The following is a 17,556-nucleotide window of genomic DNA, read 5'->3' on the forward strand; positions in this document are numbered from 1 at the left end:
CTGCACCTCCGCACCCCTCGCGCACCCCTCGCCATGATCTACACACTCCGCGTATACACACCGCGTATACACCATGTGTAGAGTGCTGCCATGTCCATCGGTCACACCCTTCTAGGGCTCCTGGAGTCCGGCCCCCGGCACGGCTACGACCTGAAGCGGGCCTTCGACGAGAAGTTCGGTCACGACCGGCCGCTGCACTACGGCCAGGTCTACTCGACGATGTCCCGGCTGCTGAAGAACGGCCTCGTGGAGGTCGACGGGATCGAGGCGGGCGGCGGACCCGAGCGCAAGCGGTACGCCATCACCGACGCCGGCGTCACAGACGTCGAGCGCTGGCTCGCGACCCCGGAGGAGCCGGCGGAGTACCTCCAGTCGACCCTCTACACCAAGGTCGTCCTGGCGCTGCTGACCCACCGGAACGCGGCCGACATCCTCGACACCCAGCGCTCCGAGCACCTGCGCAGCATGCGGATCCTGACCGACCGCAAGCGCAAGGGCGACCTCGCGGACCAGCTGATCTGCGACCACGCCCTGTTCCACCTGGAGGCCGACCTGCGCTGGCTCGAACTGACCGCCGCGCGCCTCGACAAGCTCCGTGCGGAGGTGACCAAGTGACTTCTCCTGCTGGTTCCCTGCTCATCGCCCAGGACCTGCGCAAGGCCTACGGCCCGACGCTCGCGCTCGACGGCGCCGGGTTCTCCATCCACCCCGGCGAGGTCGTCGCCATCATGGGCCCCTCCGGGTCCGGCAAGTCGACCCTGCTGCACTGCCTCGCGGGGATCGTGCCGCCGGACTCGGGCTCGATCACGTACAACGGGCAGGAACTCGCGACGATGAGCGACGCCCAGCGCAGTGCGCTCCGGCGGTCCGAGTTCGGCTTCGTCTTCCAGTTCGGGCAGCTCGTCCCGGAACTCACCTGTGTGGAGAACGTGGCGCTTCCGCTGCGGCTGAACGGAACCTCCCGCAAGGCGGCCGAGAAGGCGGCACTGGGCTGGATGGAGCGCCTCGAGGTCGACAACCTCAAGGACAAGCGGCCGGGTGAGGTCTCCGGTGGTCAGGGACAGCGTGTGGCGGTGGCGCGGGCGCTGGTCACCGGGCCCCGGGTGCTGTTCGCCGACGAGCCGACCGGCGCGCTGGACTCCCTCAACGGCGAGCGCGTGATGGAGCTGCTGACCGACGCGGCCCGGTCGACCAACGCGGCCGTGGTACTGGTCACGCACGAGGCCCGGGTGGCCGCCTACTCCGACCGCGAGGTCGTCGTGCGCGACGGGAAGTCCCGGGACATGGAGCGGGCTGTATGAACGTTCGGAGGGGGCACCTCCCGCGCGAGCGAAGCCGAGCGTGGGGGAGGTCCAGGGATCTGGCCATGGGGGGTCGGTTCGCCTTCGCCGGCGGACGTGAGGGCTGGGTCCGGGTGCTGCTGACGGCGGTCGGTGTCGGGCTCGGCGTCGCGCTGCTGCTGCTCACGACCGCCATACCGAACGCCCTGGCGGTACGGCACGACCGGGACGAGGCCCGCCTCGACTACACCTACGACCAGAAGCACAAGCCGAAGGCCGCCGACACCCTGGTGATCTCGGACGCCAACTCGAACTACCACGGCTCCGACATCCGCGGCCGGCTGGTGGAGCCCGAGGGACCGCGGGCGCCGCTCGCACCGGGCCTGGCCACGTACCCGGCACCGGGCGACATGGTCGTCTCCCCGGCGCTGAAGCGGCTGCTCGACTCCGCCGACGGGAAGCTGCTGCGCGACCGGCTGCCGTACCGGGTGGTCGGGACCATCGGCGAGCCCGGGCTCATCGGCTCGCACGAACTCGCCTACTACGCCGGTGCGAAGAACCTGACACCGCGCATCGACGGCTGGCAGACGGCCCGGATCACCGCGTTCGGGAATCCGCATCCGAGCCCGCCCGACAAGACGGACCCCGTGCTCATCCTGCTGATCCTGGTCGTGTTCGTGGTGCTGCTGATGCCGGTCGCCGTGTTCATCGCCGCGGCCGTACGGTTCGGCGGCGAGCGGCGCGACCGCAGGCTGGCCGCGCTGCGGCTGGTCGGCTCCGACAGCCGGATGACCCGGCGGATCGCCGCGGGCGAGGCGCTCGCGGGTTCCCTGGTCGGGCTGGTCTTCGGCACCGTCTTCTTCCTGCTGGGCCGTCATCTCGCGGGTTCGGTCGAGATCCTGGGCATCAGCGTGTTCCCCAGCTATCTCAACCCGACACCCGCGCTGGCCCTGCTGGTCGCCGTCACCGTCCCGGCGGCAGCGGTGCTGGTCACCCTGTTCGCGATGCGCGGGGTGGTCATCGAGCCGCTGGGCGTGGTCCGCACGGCCAAGCCCTCGCGGCGCCGGCTGTGGTGGCGGCTGCTGCTGCCGCTGGGCGGCCTCGCGATGCTCGCCCCGATGATCGGCCAGGGCCGGTCGAACGGCGAGTTCAACCAGTACCTGGTGATCGGCGGTGTCCTGCTGCTGCTCGTCGGCGTGACCGCGCTGCTGCCGTGGGTCGTCGAGGCCGTGGTCGCCCGGCTAGGCACGGGCAATGTCGCCTGGCAACTGGCGGTACGGCGGCTGCAGTTGAACAGCGGCTCGGCGGCCCGCATGGTGAACGGCATCGCGGTCGCGGTGGCCGGGGCGGTCGCCCTGCAGATGCTGTTCGCGGGCGTCGAGAGCGACTACACCAAGGTCACCGGCCAGAACGTCGAGCAGACGCAGATGCAGGTCCAGAATTTGCGGGGCGGCGCGTTCATCTCGGCCGCAGAGAAGTTCTCCGCCACCAAGGGCGTACGCAAGGCCACCGCGCTCGGCACTCTCCAAGTCGGCGACCGGAGCTGGAACAGCAAGGGCGCTCCCGGCACCTCCTCGAGCGTGACCGTCGGCGACTGCGCCGCGCTGCGCGAGGTGGCGCGGCTGACGTCCTGCCACGACGGGGACGTCTTCGTGGCGCGGGGCGGCGACAGGGGCATGGACGCCGACACGGCGAAGCTCGCCAGGCCGGGCCGCAAGCTCTACTTCGACACCGGCGACGGCTTCTCCAAGGGCCCGGACCTCGTCTGGCCCGTGCCGAGCGGCCTGCAGCAGGTCCGTGCGATCAAGGGCCCGAACGAGAACGTGTACAGCGGCTTCCTGATGACCCCCGCCGCCCTGCCGCACCGGATGACCGGGCTGGTCAGCGGTCAGGTGTACCTGTCGCTCGACGAGTCGGTACCGGACGTGCACGAATACGTCCGCAACACGGCGGCTCGGATCGACCCGCTGGCGGACTCGATCGTGTGGGCGGCCAACGAGCAGTCCACGAAGTTCACCTCCATCCGGACCGGCCTGCTCGTCGGTGCCACCTGTGTGCTGGCGCTGATCGGCGCGAGCCTGCTGGTGTCCCAGCTGGAGCAGTTGCGCGAGCGCAAGATGCTGCTGTCGGCGCTGATCGCCTTCGGCACCCGGCGGCGCACCCTGAGCCTGTCGGTGCTGTGGCAGACGGCGATCCCGATCGCGCTCGGCCTGCTGCTCGCCTCGACCGTGGGGCTGACGCTGGGCGCGGTGCTGCTGAAGATGGTGGGTGCGACGGTGGGCGTCGACTGGGCGAGCGTGCTGACGATGAGCGGCATCGGCGCGACGGTCGTCCTCGTGGTCACCCTGCTCAGCCTGCCCCCGCTGTGGCGCCTGATGCGCCCGGAGGGCCTGCGCACCGAGTAGCGGACCCACCGCTTGGGCCCCTCCCGCCGGGAGGGGCCCAAGCCTGGTTCCTCAGAGGCTGTGCTCGCGCACCACCCTGCGCGCCTGGGCCAGCAGCATGCCGACGTTCACCGACTTACGGCACACGATGACCGCGACGACGTCCTGCTGCTCGTTCATCCTGACGAACAGGTGGGTGAGGTTCTCGCTGTTGACGAGGATCTCCTGGAAGAAGTGGGTGTCGTCGGCGACCCCGCGGCGCTCCTTGAAGATGTCCTCGATCATCACGACCGTACGCCCCTGGAACAGGTCGAGCGTGGCCCCGGCCAGCAGGTCCAGGACCTCGGGCGGGTGGTTGTCGACGGTCTCGTACGACAGCAGCATGCCGGTGGACATGTCGACCACGCCGGCCGCGACACAGTCGGGTGAGTTCGAACGCAGTGACTTGACCAGACTCATCACCTGGTCGGAGAAACCCGGGGTCATACGCTTCGTCGCCATCCCTTCACACTCCTTCGGTGGTCTTCTCGGTGAGGATCGAGCCGATGCGGTCGAGGGCCGGCCGGGTCGCCCGGTGCAGGCGCTCCAGGTCGAGTCCCTCGTCACCGAGCACGACCATCAACGCCGTGTCGCCGACGGCGTAGAACGCGGCGCAGCCGTGGCTGCCGTAGGCCACCGTCTGCCGCAGCACTCCGCGCGCGGTGGCCTCGGTGGTGCGGCGGGCGAGGCCGAGGCCGGCCGCGGCGAGGGCCGCGAGCCCCTCCGGGTCGATCGACTCGGCGGTGTCGGACGCGATGAGCAGTCCGTCGGCGGCCGCGACGGCGGTGTCGGTGATGCCGGTCACCTGTTCCCGAAGCCCGCGCATCTCCAGCGCCAGCGCTTCACGATTCATCTGGTGGAACTCCCTTGTTCTCTGTACGGGTTCAGCCGTTGCGGCGGGCCGTCCGCCCCTCTCACTCGGCGGCTTGGTGGCGTAGACGGAAGAACCCTCTCCAGCTCGTCCCGTGCTTGGACGGGGCGAGGGCTTCGGTGATGCCGCTGGCGCCGGGCTCACGGCGTGGCAGGACGGTGGGCGCGGGAGGCGGCTCGGGCGGCGGTTCACGGTGTCGTACGGCCCCCACCTCCGGTGGCAGCCGGACCGGGATCTCCGCGGGCGTGGGGGCGCACTCCAGGAACCCCTCGGCGAGCATCCGCGCGACCTCCACCGTGACGGTGTAGACACCCCGGCCGACACGGAAGGCCAGGTCCCGCGCGGTGCGGCGGCCGTCGGCGTGGGCGAGCAACTCCTGTTGCAGCTCGGTGAGCGGGCGGCCCGTCGGTGCGCCGGGCAGCGGGCGTTCCCGGTCGGGGCGCACCGGGTACGGCAGCGTGGCAAGGGCGGCGAGCTTGCGGGCCGCGTCCTGCACCAGCCGGGCCGGGGGCTCGCCGACGGCGACCGGGGCGTGCGGCTCGGTGCCGGCGACGCGTTCGCAGCCGTCCACCCGGCCCGCGACGATGGCGAAGGCGGCGTCCTGGAGCGCCATCACGCAGACCACCCTGAGCTGAGCGGCCCCGGCGTAGCCGCGGGCGACCAGCTCCGCGGCCGGCCAGCGTGCCCCGTCGGACTCCCGCACCAGCTCGGCCCACCGCTCGGCGTCGATACGGTCGGTGCGCAGCAGCAGTACGTCCGGGCCCGGGGCACCGGGGCTCTCGGCCGCCACCACGAGTCCGTCCCGCAGGTGGAAGGCACCGCCGGGCCGTCCGGACACCCGCAGCTCCCCGGTGAACTCCGCGTGCCCGCAGGCCATGAGGGCGTGCGCCAGCCGGTCGTAGCCGACCCGGCCCAGGGCGTCCCGAACGTCCGCCATCACTCCCCTTGGCTCTTCGCACAGACGCGTGAGGCGTCGCACTGAGGGGGTATGTGTATCAGTTCGTAGGCATATTTCGGCCAGGCCTTTCCGACCTGTCCCCAGCTGACGGAAGTTGGCGGTTGGTGCCGTCCAACTCGCTTCGACAGAAGCTCATTTGATCGTTTCCGGCGCCGGGGACGCCCGGTTCTCAGGCGTCGCCGTCCCACACCCGTACGGGCAGCGGGCCCAGGGCCTCGCGCAGGGCGGTCGCCAGCTCCTCGTACTCCGCGCCGCGGGCCGCGCCGGTGCGCATGGCGAGGGCGATGCGGCGGCTCGGGGCGGGCTCGGTGAAGGAGCCGGTGAGGAGCTGGTTGCTGCGGGTGGTCTCCAGCTTGAGGGCGGTGCGCGGGAGCAGGGTGCAGCCGAGGCCGCCCGCGACGAGCTGGACCAGGGTGGAGAGCCCGGCGGCCGTGGTGGTGACCGGCGCGTCCTCCCGCCCGGCCTCCCGGCAGATGTCCAGGGCCTGGTCGCGCAGGCAGTGACCCTCGTCCAGGAGCAGCAGGTTGAGTTCCTTCAGGGCCTCGCGCGGGATGCCCTCGCGGCCGCCGAGCCGGTGGTCCAGCGGGGTGACGAGCACGAAGTCCTCGTCGAAGAGCGGGAGTTCCACGACCCCGGGCACACCGAGCGGGACGGCCAGCAGCAGCAGGTCGAGCCGGCCGGAGTTCAGGCCGTCGACGAGGTTCGCGGTCTGCTCCTCGTGCACCTGGAGGTCGAGCTGCGGGTACCGCTCGTGGACGAGTCGCAGCACCGTGGGCAGCAGGTACGGCGCGACGGTCGGGATGACCCCGAGTCGCAGCGCTCCGGTGAACGGCGCCCGGACCGCCTCGGCCTCCTCCAGCAGCGCCCCGACCTCGTCCAGCACCGCCTTCGCCCGTACGGCCAGCCGCTCGCCGGCGGGCGAGAGCAGCACCTTGCGGGTCGTACGCTCCAGGAGGGTCACGCCCAGGGTCTCCTCCAGCGCCGAGACCGCGCCGGACAGGGCGGGCTGGCTCATCCCGATGGCGGCCGCCGCGTCCCGGAAGTGCAGATGCTCGGCCACGGCGGCGAAGGCACGCAGCTGCGCGAGGCTCGGCTGCTTCCGCTTGCCGTTACTGATGGTCACTGATAGCTACCTCCGATCAACACATCCGAGTGTAGCTATTTCCCGAATCAATGCACCCTGTGACACCATCGACGACGTCCAACCCATACGAGAAAACGCCCTCAAAAGGGGCTTTTCTTCGCTGCAAGGAGAGCTAGTGCTCACTGTCGGTGACAAGTTCCCCGAGTTCGAACTGACCGCCTGCGTCTCGCTGGAGAAGGGCGAGGAGTTCGACACGATCAACCACAAGACCTACGAGGGCAAGTGGAAGATCGTCTTCGCGTGGCCCAAGGACTTCACCTTCGTGTGCCCGACCGAGATCGCCGCGTTCGGCAAGCTGAACGACGAGTTCGCCGACCGTGACGCCCAGGTCCTCGGCTTCTCCGGTGACTCCGAGTTCGTCCACCACGCCTGGCGCAAGGACCACGACGACCTGCGCGACCTGCCGTTCCCGATGATGGCCGACTCCAAGCACGAGCTGATGCGCGACCTGGGCATCGAGGGCGAGGACGGCTTCGCCAAGCGTGCCGTCTTCATCGTCGACCAGAACAACGAGATCCAGTTCTCCATGGTGACCGCCGGCTCCGTCGGCCGTAACCCCAAGGAGGTCCTGCGGGTCCTGGACGCCCTGCAGACCGACGAGCTGTGCCCCTGCAACTGGTCCAAGGGCGACGAGACGCTCGACCCGGTCGCGCTGCTGGCCGGTGAGTGACCCATGTCGCTCGACTCGCTGAAGTCCCGCGTTCCGGACTACGCCAAGGACCTGAAGCTCAACCTGGGCTCGGTCATCGGCAACTCCGACCTGCCCGCGCAGCAGCTGTGGGGCACGGTGCTGGCGACCGCCATCGCCTCCCGCTCCCCGATCGTGCTGCGCGAGCTGGCGCCCGAGGCGAAGGCGAACCTCACGCCGGAGGCGTACACCGCGGCCAAGTCCGCGGCCGCGATCATGGCCATGAACAACGTCTTCTACCGCACCCGGCACCTGCTGTCCGACCACGAGTACGGCACCCTGCGCGCGGGTCTGCGGATGAACGTCATCGGCAACCCCGGTGTCGAGAAGGTCGACTTCGAGCTGTGGTCGTTCGCGGTCTCCGCGATCAACGGCTGCGGGCTGTGCCTGGACTCGCACGAGCAGGTGCTGCGCAAGGCCGGGGTCGACCGTGAGGTCGTCCAGGAGGCGTTCAAGATCGCGTCCGTGATCCAGGCGGTCGGCGTCACGCTGGACGCGGAGGCGCTGCTCGCTGAGTAGGCCGCCGTGCCGGGGCCTCGCTCACTCTTGGTGGGCGAGGCCCTCGGTGTTTTCCTGGGCGCCCCTGGGGGCTGCGCCCCCAGACCCCCCTTCGGCCTGAACGGCCTCGTCCTCAAGCTCCTCCAGAGGGGGCACCCCCGGACGGGCTGGTTGTTGCTGGACTTCCTGCGAATACTGGCGCAAGTACCCGACCACCGTGTTCGTCACCGCCACCAGCGGTACGGCCACCACCGCGCCGCCGATGCCCGCCACCATGGCGCCGGCCGCCACCGTGAGGACCACGGCGAGCGGGTGGACGCGGACCGCGCGGCCCAGGATGAACGGCTGCAGGACGTGGCCCTCGATCTGCTGGACGGCGAGGACCACGACGAGGGTCATGACGGCCGTGAAGACGCCCTGGGTCACCAGCGCCACGATCACCGCGAGCGCGCCGGAGGCGACCGCGCCCACGAGCGGGATGAAGGAGAACAGGAAGATGAAGACGGCCAGCGGAACGGCCATCGGCACGTCGAGGAAGTAGATGCCCATGCCGATGAAGATGGCGTCGATGAGGGCGACCAGGACCGTGCCGCGGACGTAGGCCGTCAGGGTGCGCCAGGCGCGCGGGCCGGCGCCGGCCACGCCCGGGCGGGCGGCTGCGGGCACCAGCTTGAGGGACCACTGCCAGATGCGCTCGCCGTCGTAGAGCAGGAACAGCGTCGAGAAGAACACCAGCAGGATGCCGGTCAGGGCCTCGACGATGACCTGGACGCCCTCCAGGCCGGCCGACGTTATCTGGTCGGCGTTGGCGCCGATCGCCTCACGGAGGTTCTTGGCGATCTGGTTGATCTGCTTGTCGGTGACGTGGAAGGGGCTCTTCAGCAGCCAGTTGCGCAGGTCGTCGATGCCGCTCTGGATCTGGTTGGAGAGCGTGTCGATGTTCTCCATGACCTGCCAGGTCACGAACCAGCCCATCAGGCCCATGACGACGAAGCCGAGGATGGCGGTCATCGCGGTGGCCAGGCCGCGCGGCACCCCGCGGCGCCTGAGCCGGGCGACCGTCGGCTGGAGCAGCGCGGTGATCAGCAGGGCGATGACGAAGGCGAAGACCACCAGCTGTACGGCGCTGATGACCCGCATGAGGACCCAGACGGTGCCGGCGAGGACCAGCAGCCGCCAGCCGGCCTCGGCCGCGACGCGCACACCCCAGGGCACGGCCTCGGCGGGGTCGGGGCGGGGACCGGCCGGAACGGCCGGCCGGGGGGCGGGCACCACCACCGGGTCGGCGGTGTGCTCGGCGAGGGCGGGTTCGGGTGCGGTGTCCTTCTCCACCTCGGCGCGGCGCTCGTCCAGCCGCTCGCTCATCTCGGTCAGTCCGGCACCGAGCCGGCCGAGCCACCCTGGCACTCGCGACATGATCCGTCCTCTTCCCCCGCGTCCCCGGGTGTCCGCCACCACTCCCCCCTGGAGTCGTTCGGGTACGACCGTACAGGGCGAAAGCCCCTCCCCTAAGGACGGGGAGGGGCTGCGCGAGGTTGAGTGAAAGCCGGGCGGCCTAATACCAGTGGTTGGCCTGCCAGAACGACCACGCCTCACAGGGGCTGCCGTAGCGGCTGTTCATGTAGTTGAGGCCCCACTTGATCTGGGTGGCCGGGTTGGTCTGCCAGTCGGCGCCGGCGGACGACATCTTGGAGCCGGGCAGGGCCTGGAAGAGGCCGTAGGCACCGGAGGAGGCGTTGACGGCGTGGTAGTTCCAGCTGGACTCGTGGTCCACGATGTTGCTGAAGCACTGGAACTGGCCGCTCGCCACCATCTGACGCGCCATCGCCTGGATCTGCGCGACGGAGTAGCTGCTCTGCGTCGGGAAGCTGGAGGAGTCGCGGACGTCGTCGCGGCTGGCCGCGGCCTTCGCCTCGGCGCGCTCCTTGGCTTCCTTGGCGGCCTGCTCGGCGGCGGCCTTCTTGGCGACCGCGGTGTCGGCGGCGGCCTTGCGGGCGGCTGCCTCGGCGTCCTTCTTGGCGCTCGCGTCCGCGGCGATGGCCTGAGCGTCGGCCTGCTGCGTCAGGGACGCGGTCTGCACCTGGGCCTGCTGACCCGCGGGTATGTCCGCGAGAAGCGTGGTGTCGGCAGCCGTCGCCTCAGCGTCGTTGTTGTTCTGCGCGACGCTGCCCGAGGCAACTCCGACGACGCTTCCGACGGCGGTGACCGCGGTGGCCGAGGCCACTGCGAATCCCCGGACCGAAATCCGGCTCACACGGTTTCCTTCCAGCATCGCCCGCTTCGGTGACCCTGGCGGACGCAATCGTGCCCCCTGACACTGGCCTCCCAACTGCGGGGTCACGGGAGGCGCGGGCCCGGTGGGCAACTCCCGCGAGGGGAGCGCCGCGTGATGCTCGGGCGGCATACGACGACTCTATGGAGTTGAAGGTGGTGCTTCTGTGGTGCCGTACCGCTGGGGGTACAGGTGTGTCGTATGCGGGGCCTGACAGGAGTGAGACTCTGCCGTAACCCGACTGCGCGTGGCAATTCTGAGTTGCGTGTGAAAGCTCACATCCCGTTTGCCCCCGGGTATTTCAGGAAACCGCCACACGCGAAGGCGCCGCCCGGCTAGGCTCTGGGGCCTTTGCCGGACGGCGCCAACTGGGCTTGCTCAGATATGCCCTTCTTCGAGCATTTCGGTCACAAGGGCCGCGATCTGGGACCTCTCGGACCGGGTCAGCGTGACATGCGCGAAGAGCGGATGTCCCTTCAGCTTCTCCACGACGGCGACCACACCGTCGTAGCGACCGACGCGCAGATTGTCCCGCTGTGCCACGTCATGGGTCAGAACGACCCGCGAGTTCGCGCCGATTCGGGACAGAACGGTCAGCAGGACGTTCCGTTCCAGCGACTGCGCCTCGTCGACGATCACGAACGCGTCGTGCAGCGACCGGCCCCGGATGTGCGTGAGGGGCAGGACCTCCAGCATCCCGCGCGCGGTGACCTCCTCGATGACCTCACGGCTGGTGACCGCGGAGAGCGTGTCGAAGACGGCCTGAGCCCAGGGGCTCATCTTCTCCGCCTCGCTGCCCGGCAGATAGCCCAGCTCCTGCCCGCCCACCGCGTACAGCGGCCGGAAGACCATCACCTTCTGGTGCTGGCGGCGCTCCAGGACCGCCTCCAGGCCGGCGCACAGCGCGAGCGCCGACTTGCCGGTGCCGGCCCGGCCGCCCATCGAGACGATGCCGACGTCCGGGTCGAGCAGCAGATCGAGCGCGATGCGCTGCTCGGCGCTGCGGCCCTTGATGCCGAACGCCTCCCGGTCGCCGCGCACCAGGCGGACGTTGCCCTCGGCGGAGATCCGGCCGAGCGCCTTGCCGCGCTCGGACTGGATGGTCAGGCCAGTGTGCACGGGGAGGCCGGAGACCTCCGGGACGTACACATGCCCTTCCTCGAAGAGGAGGTCCACCTGCTCGCCGGAGAGTGTCAGTTCGGACATTCCGGTCCAGCCGGAGTTCTCCGTGATGGCGAGTTCGGCGCGGTACTCCTCGGCCAGCAGGCCGACGGAGGACGCCTTGATCCTGAGCGGCAGGTCCTTCGACACGACGGTGACGTCGAACCCCTCGGCCTGCAGATTGCGGGCCACCGCCAGGATGCGGGAGTCGTTGTCCCCCAGGCGGTAGCCGGTCGGCAGAACGCTGGGGTCCGAGTGGTTGAGCTCGACACGCACGGTGCCGCCGAGTTCCCCGATCGGGATGGGGGCATCGAGGCGACCGTGCTTCACCCGGTAGTCGTCCAGCAGGCGCAGGGCCTGCCGGGCGAAGTACCCGAGTTCGGGATGGTGCCGCTTGGCCTCCAGTTCCGTGACCACGACGATGGGGAGCACGACCTCGTGCTCGTCGAAGCGGGTCAGGGCGTTCGGGTCGGCCAGCAGGACGCTGGTGTCGAGAACATACGTGCGCCGGTCGGGCTTGTGGCGCTTTGTGCTGGTCACCACGGAAGGACGTACCCCCTCGGATGAGGTCGGGGAGCGACGAAGTGGAAGCCGGGCCGGGAGGGAGGGAACATTGCGACCGGTCCCTGGCCCCCGCGAACGGCGGGCCGGACACCGGACCTCCGCGGCTGCTTCCGTGCAGTGACGGCACGGTCGGGCTGGTGCAAAGGGCCTCCCGGGCGGACGGCCCCGTGCCGCCCGCTGAGATCCGACGCCCGTGGTTCGGGCGTCGACCTGCTTGGCTTATGCCCTCGAACATGCACCGCCATGCAAAAGCGGCCAACAGCGCCCTGGTGAACTCCTTGTTACTTGCGCCCCAACCGGGGTGAACCGAACGCCCCGCCGCAATGGTCACGGACGGGGCGTTCGAGGCGGCTCAGCCGCCGTAACGGCGGTGGCGTGCGGCGTAGTCGCGCAGCGCACGCAGGAAGTCGACCTTCCGGAAGGCCGGCCAGAAGACTTCACAGAAGTAGTACTCGGAATGGGCGGTCTGCCACAGCATGAATCCGGACAGCCGCTGCTCGCCGCTGGTGCGGATCACCAGGTCCGGGTCGGGCTGGGCGCCGGTGTAGAGGTGACGGCCGATCATGTCGATGTCGACGGACTCGGCGAGGTCCTCCATCGACACGCCCTTGTCCCGGGCGTCGAGGAGCATGGAGCGCACCGCGTCGGCGATCTCCTGGCGGCCGCCGTAGCCGATGGCCACGTTGACCACTATCCCGTCGACGTGGGCGGTGGTCTCCTCGGCCTCCTTGAGGGTGCGCTGCATCCCGGACGGCAGCAGATCGAGGGTGCCGACATGGTGCACCCGCCAGCGGCCGTCGGCGGCGAGGGTGCGGACCACGTCCTCGATGATGCCGAGCAGGGGGCCCAGCTCATCCTGCGGGCGGTCGAAGTTGTCCGTGGACAGCAGCCAGAGAGTGACGACCTCGACATCGGTCTCGGTGCACCAGCCGAGGAACTCCTCGATCTTCTCGGCACCGACCCGGTGGCCGTGGACCGTGGTGGAGCCGGCCGCCTTCGCCCAGCGGCGGTTGCCGTCCATGATGACGCCGATGTGCTTGGGCACCTGGGTGTGGTCCAGGTGGCCTTCCACCCGGCGTGCGTAGAGCCTGACGAGCAGGCTGCGCAGCGTGTCGCGCACGTTCACGGGACCCTCCGGGGGTTGGGCGGGGTTTGAGGGTACCCCTGGGTTCGGCTTCGCCCCTTGAGTGGGGACGCTCGCCCCCTGCTTCCACGTTCCCCAAGAAAAAACGGGCCGGTCCGTGGGGGGGAGACGGACCGGCCCGAGGGGGGGTTTCCACCATAACCCTTCGTAAGGGATGGTGTGTGCATCGGCGCGATACAACTACTCTCCGAAATCATCCGGCGACGCCCCGGTGCGCGCGGAACGATGGATTCAGGGGCATTTCATGGCCGATTCACAGCGGAATCCCAGGGGATCGGGCCGCATATGGAGTGATCAAGAGGGTTTGGGCCGTCTTGGTGATGGTTCGGCGAGTTGTCCGGGGTCCCTCCGACGGGCTACCCGGCCAGCGAACGGTGACTTGACGGTTCCGGTACGCGTTCCGCCTGGTATCGCAGCACCGCGCAGCCCCCTCCGCTGCGCGGTGCCGCCCGCACAGCTTTGCTGGCGCGAATTACCTTGGTCTGAACTTACGTGACGGGTGGGACGGATGTGAACCGCGGGCGATAACGATGTGGAAACCGTGAGGAAACTCAGGATGAACCAGGCGGCGAAATACCCTCTTTGCCCCGTTCATCAGGGGGTCGACTTCCGGACGTCGAAGAGATGGCGTGAGCTGTGCGCAACGAAAGGCCCCTCCTTCTCGATCCGCTCGTGCAGGGAGCGCAGTTGGGGCTCGTACGCCTCGACGGTGAAGCCGGGGACCATCCAGACGACCTTGCGCAGGAAGTGCACGACGGCCGCGATGTCGTGGAACTCCATCCGCAGCCGCTCCGCCCGCAGGTCCACCACCTCCAGGCCCGCCGCCTCCGCGTCCTTCCGCTCCCGCTCGGGGTCACGGCCGCCGCGCACGGCGTCCGGCTGACGCCCGAGGAAGTACTCCACCAGCTCGAACACGCTGCTGGGCCCCACGTGCTGGGCGAAGTACGTACCGCCGGGCCGCAGCACCCGGGCGATCTCCGCCCAGTCCGGGCGCACCGGGTGACGGCTGAGCACCAGGTCGAAGGCCTCGTCGGCGAACGGCAGCGGCGCGTCGTCCGGTGCGGCGACGACCACCACACCGCGCGGCCGCAGCAGGGCGGTGGCCTTGGCGACGTTCGGCGGCCAGCCCTCCGTGGCCGCGACCAGCACCGGCCGGGCCGCCCCCGCCCGGCCCAGGGCGAAGTCGAGCACCTCGCCGCCCCCGGTCTGGATGTCGAGCGCGGCCTCGGCCCGGGCCAGCCGCTCCCCCGCCGACGGTGCGTACCCCCAGGACGGCCGCGCCTCGGTGGCCCGCCCCTCGAACCAGGAGAAGTCCCAGCCCTCGGTGGGCACGGCGGCGCCCTCGGCCACGAGCGCGTCAAAGGATCGTTGCTCTGCCATGAACGCCATGGTCGCAGGGCGTTGTCGGTGGGGCCTGCTAATTTCCGCGGACATGACGACCTCTGCAGCCGGCTACACCGCCGGAGAGAAGGACATCCTGCACGCGAGCCTGGACCGGCACCGGGACGCCGTGCTCTGGAAGCTGGACGGGCTGGACGACGAGCAGCTGCGCCGGCCCATGACGCCGACCGGGACGACGCTGCTCGGCCTGGTCAAGCATCTGGCCTCGGTCGAGTACGGCTGGTTCGTGGAGACGTTCGGGCGGGAGGGGGAACCTCTGTGGTTCGACCCGTACAAGGACGAGGACATGAGCGTGTCCCCCGACGAGACGACCGAACAGATCGTCGCCTTCTACGGCCGCGCCCGCGCCGCCGCCGACCGTACGATCACCGAGCTGTCCCTGGACGCCTCGGGCCGCCCCGCCTGGCGCGACCACACGGTCTCGCTGCGCTGGACCCTCGTCCACATGATCGAGGAGACGGCCCGGCACGCCGGCCACATGGACATCCTGCGCGAGCTGATCGACGGGGCGACGGGCGACCACCGCCCGGCCACGGCCACCGCCGGGGACTGACCGGGCGGTCCGGGGCCGTCACCGGCGTTCCCCGGAGGGACGGTCAGGGACGGTCGAGGACGAGCAGGATGTGTTCGTCCTCCCCGTGCAGGACCGTGCCGGCGCGCTCGAAGCCGTGTCTCTCCAGCAGGCGGACGGAGGCGGTGTTGCCGGAGAAGGGGTCGGCGTACAGGGGCCGTACCTGATCCAGCTCCAGGAAGAGGCCGAGGGCGCGGGTGCCGACACCGCGGGCCCAGTACGGCCGCCCGAGCCAGTAGCCGACGTACCGCTGCCCGTCCACCGTCCAGGAGACGACGCTCCCGGCCACCTCGCCGTCGACGGTGACCGTCCGCACGAGGCAGTCGGGATCGCCGAGCACCCGCTCCCGCCAGTGCTTGAGGAAGCGGTCCCGCGGTCGGGGGGTGAACCTCGACCGCCGGACGGCTTCCGGGTCCTGTTCGTAGTCGTGGAGGACATGGAGGTCGTCGTCCGTGACGTCCCGCAGACTCACATCGCTGTGTTCGCCGGTCATGCGTGGGAGTGTGGCAGCCGCCACTGACAACGCCCCTCCCCCGCTCTACGACACCAGGGGCCGGACCTCCTCCGCCACGAAGCGCACGAAGCCCTCCGGGTCGGGCTCGTCCCCCGTCGGCTGCAGGACGACGGTGTCGGCGCCGGCCTCGGCCATCCGCTGCACCGCCTTGGCCACGGCGCCCGCGTCCCCGGCGGCACCGAGGTCCGGGACCGACTCCAGCCCCTCGGCGGCGAGTTCGGCGCGTAGCCGGGCGGCGGCGTCGGCTCCGGTGGCGGCCAGCAGATAGACGACGACCTTGTGCGGCTCGGTACGCCCCGCCTCCCGCCGCCCCTCGTCGATGATCCGCCGCGCCTCCCGTACACCGTCCGGCGAAGTGGCCGCGGTGAGCAGGGTGCCGTCGGCCTTGGCACCGGCGAGGCGGAGCGTACGGGGTCCGGTGGCGCCGGCGAGCACGTCGACCGGCTGCTCCGGCGGCCAGTCGAGGCCGACGTCGTCCAGCTGCACGTACCGCCCGCTCACGCTGAGCCGCTCTCCGCGCAACAGGGCGCGCAGCGCGTCCAGTTGCTCGCCGAGCAGGGTGAGCGGCGAGGCGGCCCGCGCGCCGACCTGGCCCATCCAGTCCTGCACCCCGTGCCCCAGGGTCAGAATGGCCCGGCCGGGGAACATGCGCTCCAGCGAGGCGGCCTCCATGGCGGTGATGGCGACGTTCCGCAGCGCCACGGGCAGCAGCCCGACCCCGATCCGCACCCGCTCGGTCCAGGCGAGAGCGGCGGCGGCCGTGGAGATGCCGCCCTCCCGGAAACAGTCCTCCCACAGCCAGAGTTCTTCGAGCCCTGTGACGTCCGCGAGCCGGGCCACGGCGCGGAGCCGCTCGGGAGGAAGCTGGGGGCGGAACACGGCACCAAGTCCAGTCATGGGGCTTTCCTAGCCATCGACCGGGGTCGCGCAAACTCGATCACACGCGCGGTGGGTCGCCGGTGGGCGGTGACGGGTACGGTCGCCTCGACTGCGTGAGGGCGGAGGTGGGCCGGGCATGGGGCGGCGCTGGCGGGACGGGCGAGGAAAGCTGGTCGTACAGCGGGCGGACGGGACGTCGGTCTCGCTCCCCCTGGAGATCGCGGCCTCGTATCGCGCCCGGACGAAGGGGCTGCTGGGGCGGGACTCGGTCGACGGAGTGATGCTGCTGTCTCCGGCGAGCGGTGTGCACACCTTCCGGATGCGGATGGCGATCGACGTCGCCTATCTCGATCGCCGGCTGCGGGTCATCGCCGTACACACCATGAAGCCGGGCCGGCTGGGCCTGCCCCGGCTCCGTTCCCGGCATGTGCTGGAGGCGGAGGCGGGGGCGATGGCGGGGTGGGGGCTGGTGGCGGGGGCTTCGGTCCGCGTCGAGGGCGGTGCCGAGGGCGTTGTCAGTGGGGCGGCCTAGCATCTGGGACGTTCACGGTTGCGGTGGGTGAGTAGGCGGCTCACTGCTCGGTGCGCGGGAACGAGACCTCGACCCGTCGGTTCTTCTTCCGGCCCGCCTCCGTCGAGTTGTCGGCGATCGGGTACTGCTCGCCGTAGCCGCGTACCTCGAAGGTGATGTCCGGGCTGTTCAGGTCCTGGTCCAGCACCGCCTGTACGGCGTTGGCGCGCTGCCTGGACAGGATGTCGCCGTGCGCGGAGGAGCCGAGGTTGTCGGTGAAGCCGAAGACGCGGACCTGGGTCGCGTTCTGCTTCTTGATCTCCTCGGCGATCGTCGCGATCCGCGCCTTGGCCTCCTCGCCGAGCTTGGCGCTGTCCTTGCTGAAGAGGACCTCGGCCTGCAGAGCGAAGGTGACGTCGGCGTTCGTGTCCTCGCGGCGCTCCTCCCCGCTCTGGTCCTCCACGACCGACTTGATGTCCAGCACCTTGGGCTGAGCGAGGGTGGCGCCCTCGGGGAGCTTGAGGTCGGGGTCGGTGGGGTCGATCTTCACGGGGGCGGTGGCGGAGGGTTCGGTGTCGGGGGGCTGACTCGGGTCCGTGTCATCGGCGCGGGCCGGGGTGGCGGCGAGGAGAAGGACGGCGGTGAGGGTGAGGGCGAGACGGGTGGTGGTCACTTCA

19 protein-coding genes are annotated in these 17,556 nt (G+C 70.3%); 7 read left to right on the top strand and 12 right to left on the bottom strand.

The genetic code is table 11. The annotated features are described in order from the left end of the window. Positions 1 to 90 precede the first annotated feature (90 nt). The 3 genes from BEK98_RS05275 (at position 91) to BEK98_RS05285 (ending at position 3,685) form a co-directional block, all read left to right on the top strand. Entirely contained in the window at positions 91 to 615 is a 525-nt protein-coding gene (locus BEK98_RS05275) for a PadR family transcriptional regulator (protein ID WP_094215203.1), read from the top strand. Continuing rightward, on the top strand, positions 612 to 1,301 hold the full coding sequence (locus tag BEK98_RS05280) for an ABC transporter ATP-binding protein (protein ID WP_094215204.1): 690 nt from the start codon (positions 612 to 614) through the stop codon (positions 1,299 to 1,301). The genes BEK98_RS05275 and BEK98_RS05280 overlap by 4 nt, the downstream gene beginning before the upstream one ends. 65 nt (positions 1,302 to 1,366) lie before the next feature. Beyond that, a complete protein-coding gene (locus BEK98_RS05285; RefSeq protein ID WP_094215205.1) occupies positions 1,367 to 3,685 on the top strand; it encodes an ABC transporter permease in 2,319 nt (772 codons plus the stop codon). Between the two features lie 51 nt (positions 3,686 to 3,736). Here the strand turns inward: BEK98_RS05285 and BEK98_RS05290 are convergent, their stop codons facing one another. The 4 genes from BEK98_RS05290 to BEK98_RS05305 form a co-directional block, all read right to left on the bottom strand. After that, positions 3,737 to 4,165, bottom strand: a complete 429-nt coding sequence (locus BEK98_RS05290; protein ID WP_094215206.1) for a hypothetical protein — start codon at positions 4,163 to 4,165, stop codon at positions 3,737 to 3,739. 4 nt (positions 4,166 to 4,169) lie between these two features. Beyond that, on the bottom strand, positions 4,170 to 4,556 hold the full coding sequence (locus tag BEK98_RS05295; RefSeq protein WP_208643014.1) for a roadblock/LC7 domain-containing protein: 387 nt from the start codon (positions 4,554 to 4,556) through the stop codon (positions 4,170 to 4,172). 61 nt (positions 4,557 to 4,617) lie between these two features. Further along, positions 4,618 to 5,511 (bottom strand): MarR family transcriptional regulator, encoded by an 894-nt coding sequence (locus BEK98_RS05300; protein ID WP_094215207.1) that lies wholly within the window; start codon positions 5,509 to 5,511, stop codon positions 4,618 to 4,620. 190 nt (positions 5,512 to 5,701) lie between these two features. After that, entirely contained in the window at positions 5,702 to 6,655 is a 954-nt protein-coding gene (locus BEK98_RS05305) for a LysR substrate-binding domain-containing protein (protein WP_094215208.1), read from the bottom strand. Positions 6,656 to 6,791: 136 nt separating this feature from the next. Between BEK98_RS05305 and BEK98_RS05310 the strand changes: the two genes are divergently transcribed. Together BEK98_RS05310 and BEK98_RS05315 are read left to right on the top strand one after the other, a co-directional pair. Beyond that, on the top strand, positions 6,792 to 7,346 hold the full coding sequence (locus BEK98_RS05310; protein WP_094215209.1) for a peroxiredoxin: 555 nt from the start codon (positions 6,792 to 6,794) through the stop codon (positions 7,344 to 7,346). A gap of 3 nt (positions 7,347 to 7,349) precedes the next feature. Continuing rightward, positions 7,350 to 7,883 (top strand): alkyl hydroperoxide reductase, encoded by a 534-nt coding sequence (locus tag BEK98_RS05315; protein ID WP_094215210.1) that lies wholly within the window; start codon positions 7,350 to 7,352, stop codon positions 7,881 to 7,883. Between the two features lie 21 nt (positions 7,884 to 7,904). On the opposite strand, the gene BEK98_RS05320 is transcribed toward BEK98_RS05315, so the two are convergent. The 5 genes from BEK98_RS05320 to BEK98_RS05345 all read right to left on the bottom strand — a co-directional run bounded on the left by BEK98_RS05320 (position 7,905) and on the right by BEK98_RS05345 (position 14,383). Beyond that, positions 7,905 to 9,278: an AI-2E family transporter gene (locus BEK98_RS05320; RefSeq protein ID WP_094215211.1), complete on the bottom strand. Its 1,374-nt coding sequence runs from the start codon at positions 9,276 to 9,278 to the stop codon at positions 7,905 to 7,907. Positions 9,279 to 9,417: 139 nt separating this feature from the next. Continuing rightward, the gene (locus BEK98_RS05325; protein WP_483027322.1) at positions 9,418 to 10,116 is read right to left on the bottom strand and encodes an aggregation-promoting factor C-terminal-like domain-containing protein; all 699 of its coding nucleotides are present in this window, start codon (positions 10,114 to 10,116) and stop codon (positions 9,418 to 9,420) included. Between the two features lie 396 nt (positions 10,117 to 10,512). Beyond that, the gene (gene phoH2 / locus BEK98_RS05330; RefSeq protein ID WP_094215213.1) at positions 10,513 to 11,838 is read right to left on the bottom strand and encodes an RNA 5'-3' helicase PhoH2; all 1,326 of its coding nucleotides are present in this window, start codon (positions 11,836 to 11,838) and stop codon (positions 10,513 to 10,515) included. Between the two features lie 373 nt (positions 11,839 to 12,211). Beyond that, positions 12,212 to 12,985 (bottom strand): isoprenyl transferase, encoded by a 774-nt coding sequence (locus BEK98_RS05340; RefSeq protein WP_094215215.1) that lies wholly within the window; start codon positions 12,983 to 12,985, stop codon positions 12,212 to 12,214. A 612-nt stretch (positions 12,986 to 13,597) separates the two neighbouring features. Beyond that, positions 13,598 to 14,383 carry a class I SAM-dependent methyltransferase gene (locus tag BEK98_RS05345; protein ID WP_094215721.1) on the bottom strand — a complete coding sequence of 262 codons (786 nt, stop codon included), beginning with the start codon at positions 14,381 to 14,383 and terminating at the stop codon, positions 13,598 to 13,600. A 52-nt stretch (positions 14,384 to 14,435) separates the two neighbouring features. Between BEK98_RS05345 and BEK98_RS05350 the strand changes: the two genes are divergently transcribed. Then, on the top strand, positions 14,436 to 14,957 hold the full coding sequence (locus BEK98_RS05350; protein ID WP_094215216.1) for a DinB family protein: 522 nt from the start codon (positions 14,436 to 14,438) through the stop codon (positions 14,955 to 14,957). A gap of 43 nt (positions 14,958 to 15,000) precedes the next feature. Here BEK98_RS05350 and BEK98_RS05355 read toward each other — a convergent pair whose 3' ends face one another. Beyond that, a complete protein-coding gene (locus tag BEK98_RS05355; RefSeq protein ID WP_094215217.1) occupies positions 15,001 to 15,468 on the bottom strand; it encodes a GNAT family N-acetyltransferase in 468 nt (155 codons plus the stop codon). A 45-nt stretch (positions 15,469 to 15,513) separates the two neighbouring features. Then, positions 15,514 to 16,386, bottom strand: coding sequence for an LLM class flavin-dependent oxidoreductase (locus BEK98_RS05360; protein WP_094215218.1), 873 nt, complete (start codon positions 16,384 to 16,386; stop codon positions 15,514 to 15,516). 118 nt (positions 16,387 to 16,504) lie between these two features. On the opposite strand from BEK98_RS05360, the gene BEK98_RS05365 reads away from it, so the two are divergent. Further along, positions 16,505 to 16,900, top strand: coding sequence for a DUF192 domain-containing protein (locus BEK98_RS05365; protein WP_094215219.1), 396 nt, complete (start codon positions 16,505 to 16,507; stop codon positions 16,898 to 16,900). Positions 16,901 to 16,940: 40 nt separating this feature from the next. On the opposite strand, the gene BEK98_RS05370 is transcribed toward BEK98_RS05365, so the two are convergent. Continuing rightward, the gene (locus BEK98_RS05370; RefSeq protein WP_094215220.1) at positions 16,941 to 17,552 is read right to left on the bottom strand and encodes an OmpA family protein; all 612 of its coding nucleotides are present in this window, start codon (positions 17,550 to 17,552) and stop codon (positions 16,941 to 16,943) included. Positions 17,553 to 17,556 lie beyond the last annotated feature (4 nt).

This window comes from Streptomyces diastatochromogenes (assembly GCF_002242805.1).
GTDB lineage: Bacteria > Actinomycetota > Actinomycetes > Streptomycetales > Streptomycetaceae > Streptomyces > Streptomyces diastatochromogenes.

Coding starts and splice junctions, on each gene's coding strand:
- BEK98_RS05275 (WP_094215203.1), top strand. CDS start 91: ATGTCCATCGGTCACACCCTTCTAGGGCTCCTGGAGTCCGGCCCCCGG.
- BEK98_RS05285 (WP_094215205.1), top strand. CDS start 1,367: ATGGGGGGTCGGTTCGCCTTCGCCGGCGGACGTGAGGGCTGGGTCCGG.
- BEK98_RS05290 (WP_094215206.1), bottom strand. CDS start 4,165: ATGGCGACGAAGCGTATGACCCCGGGTTTCTCCGACCAGGTGATGAGT.
- BEK98_RS05295 (WP_208643014.1), bottom strand. CDS start 4,556: ATGAATCGTGAAGCGCTGGCGCTGGAGATGCGCGGGCTTCGGGAACAG.
- BEK98_RS05300 (WP_094215207.1), bottom strand. CDS start 5,511: ATGGCGGACGTTCGGGACGCCCTGGGCCGGGTCGGCTACGACCGGCTG.
- BEK98_RS05315 (WP_094215210.1), top strand. CDS start 7,350: ATGTCGCTCGACTCGCTGAAGTCCCGCGTTCCGGACTACGCCAAGGAC.
- BEK98_RS05320 (WP_094215211.1), bottom strand. CDS start 9,278: ATGTCGCGAGTGCCAGGGTGGCTCGGCCGGCTCGGTGCCGGACTGACC.
- BEK98_RS05345 (WP_094215721.1), bottom strand. CDS start 14,383: ATGGCAGAGCAACGATCCTTTGACGCGCTCGTGGCCGAGGGCGCCGCC.
- BEK98_RS05350 (WP_094215216.1), top strand. CDS start 14,436: ATGACGACCTCTGCAGCCGGCTACACCGCCGGAGAGAAGGACATCCTG.
- BEK98_RS05355 (WP_094215217.1), bottom strand. CDS start 15,468: ATGACCGGCGAACACAGCGATGTGAGTCTGCGGGACGTCACGGACGAC.
- BEK98_RS05360 (WP_094215218.1), bottom strand. CDS start 16,386: ATGACTGGACTTGGTGCCGTGTTCCGCCCCCAGCTTCCTCCCGAGCGG.
- BEK98_RS05365 (WP_094215219.1), top strand. CDS start 16,505: ATGGGGCGGCGCTGGCGGGACGGGCGAGGAAAGCTGGTCGTACAGCGG.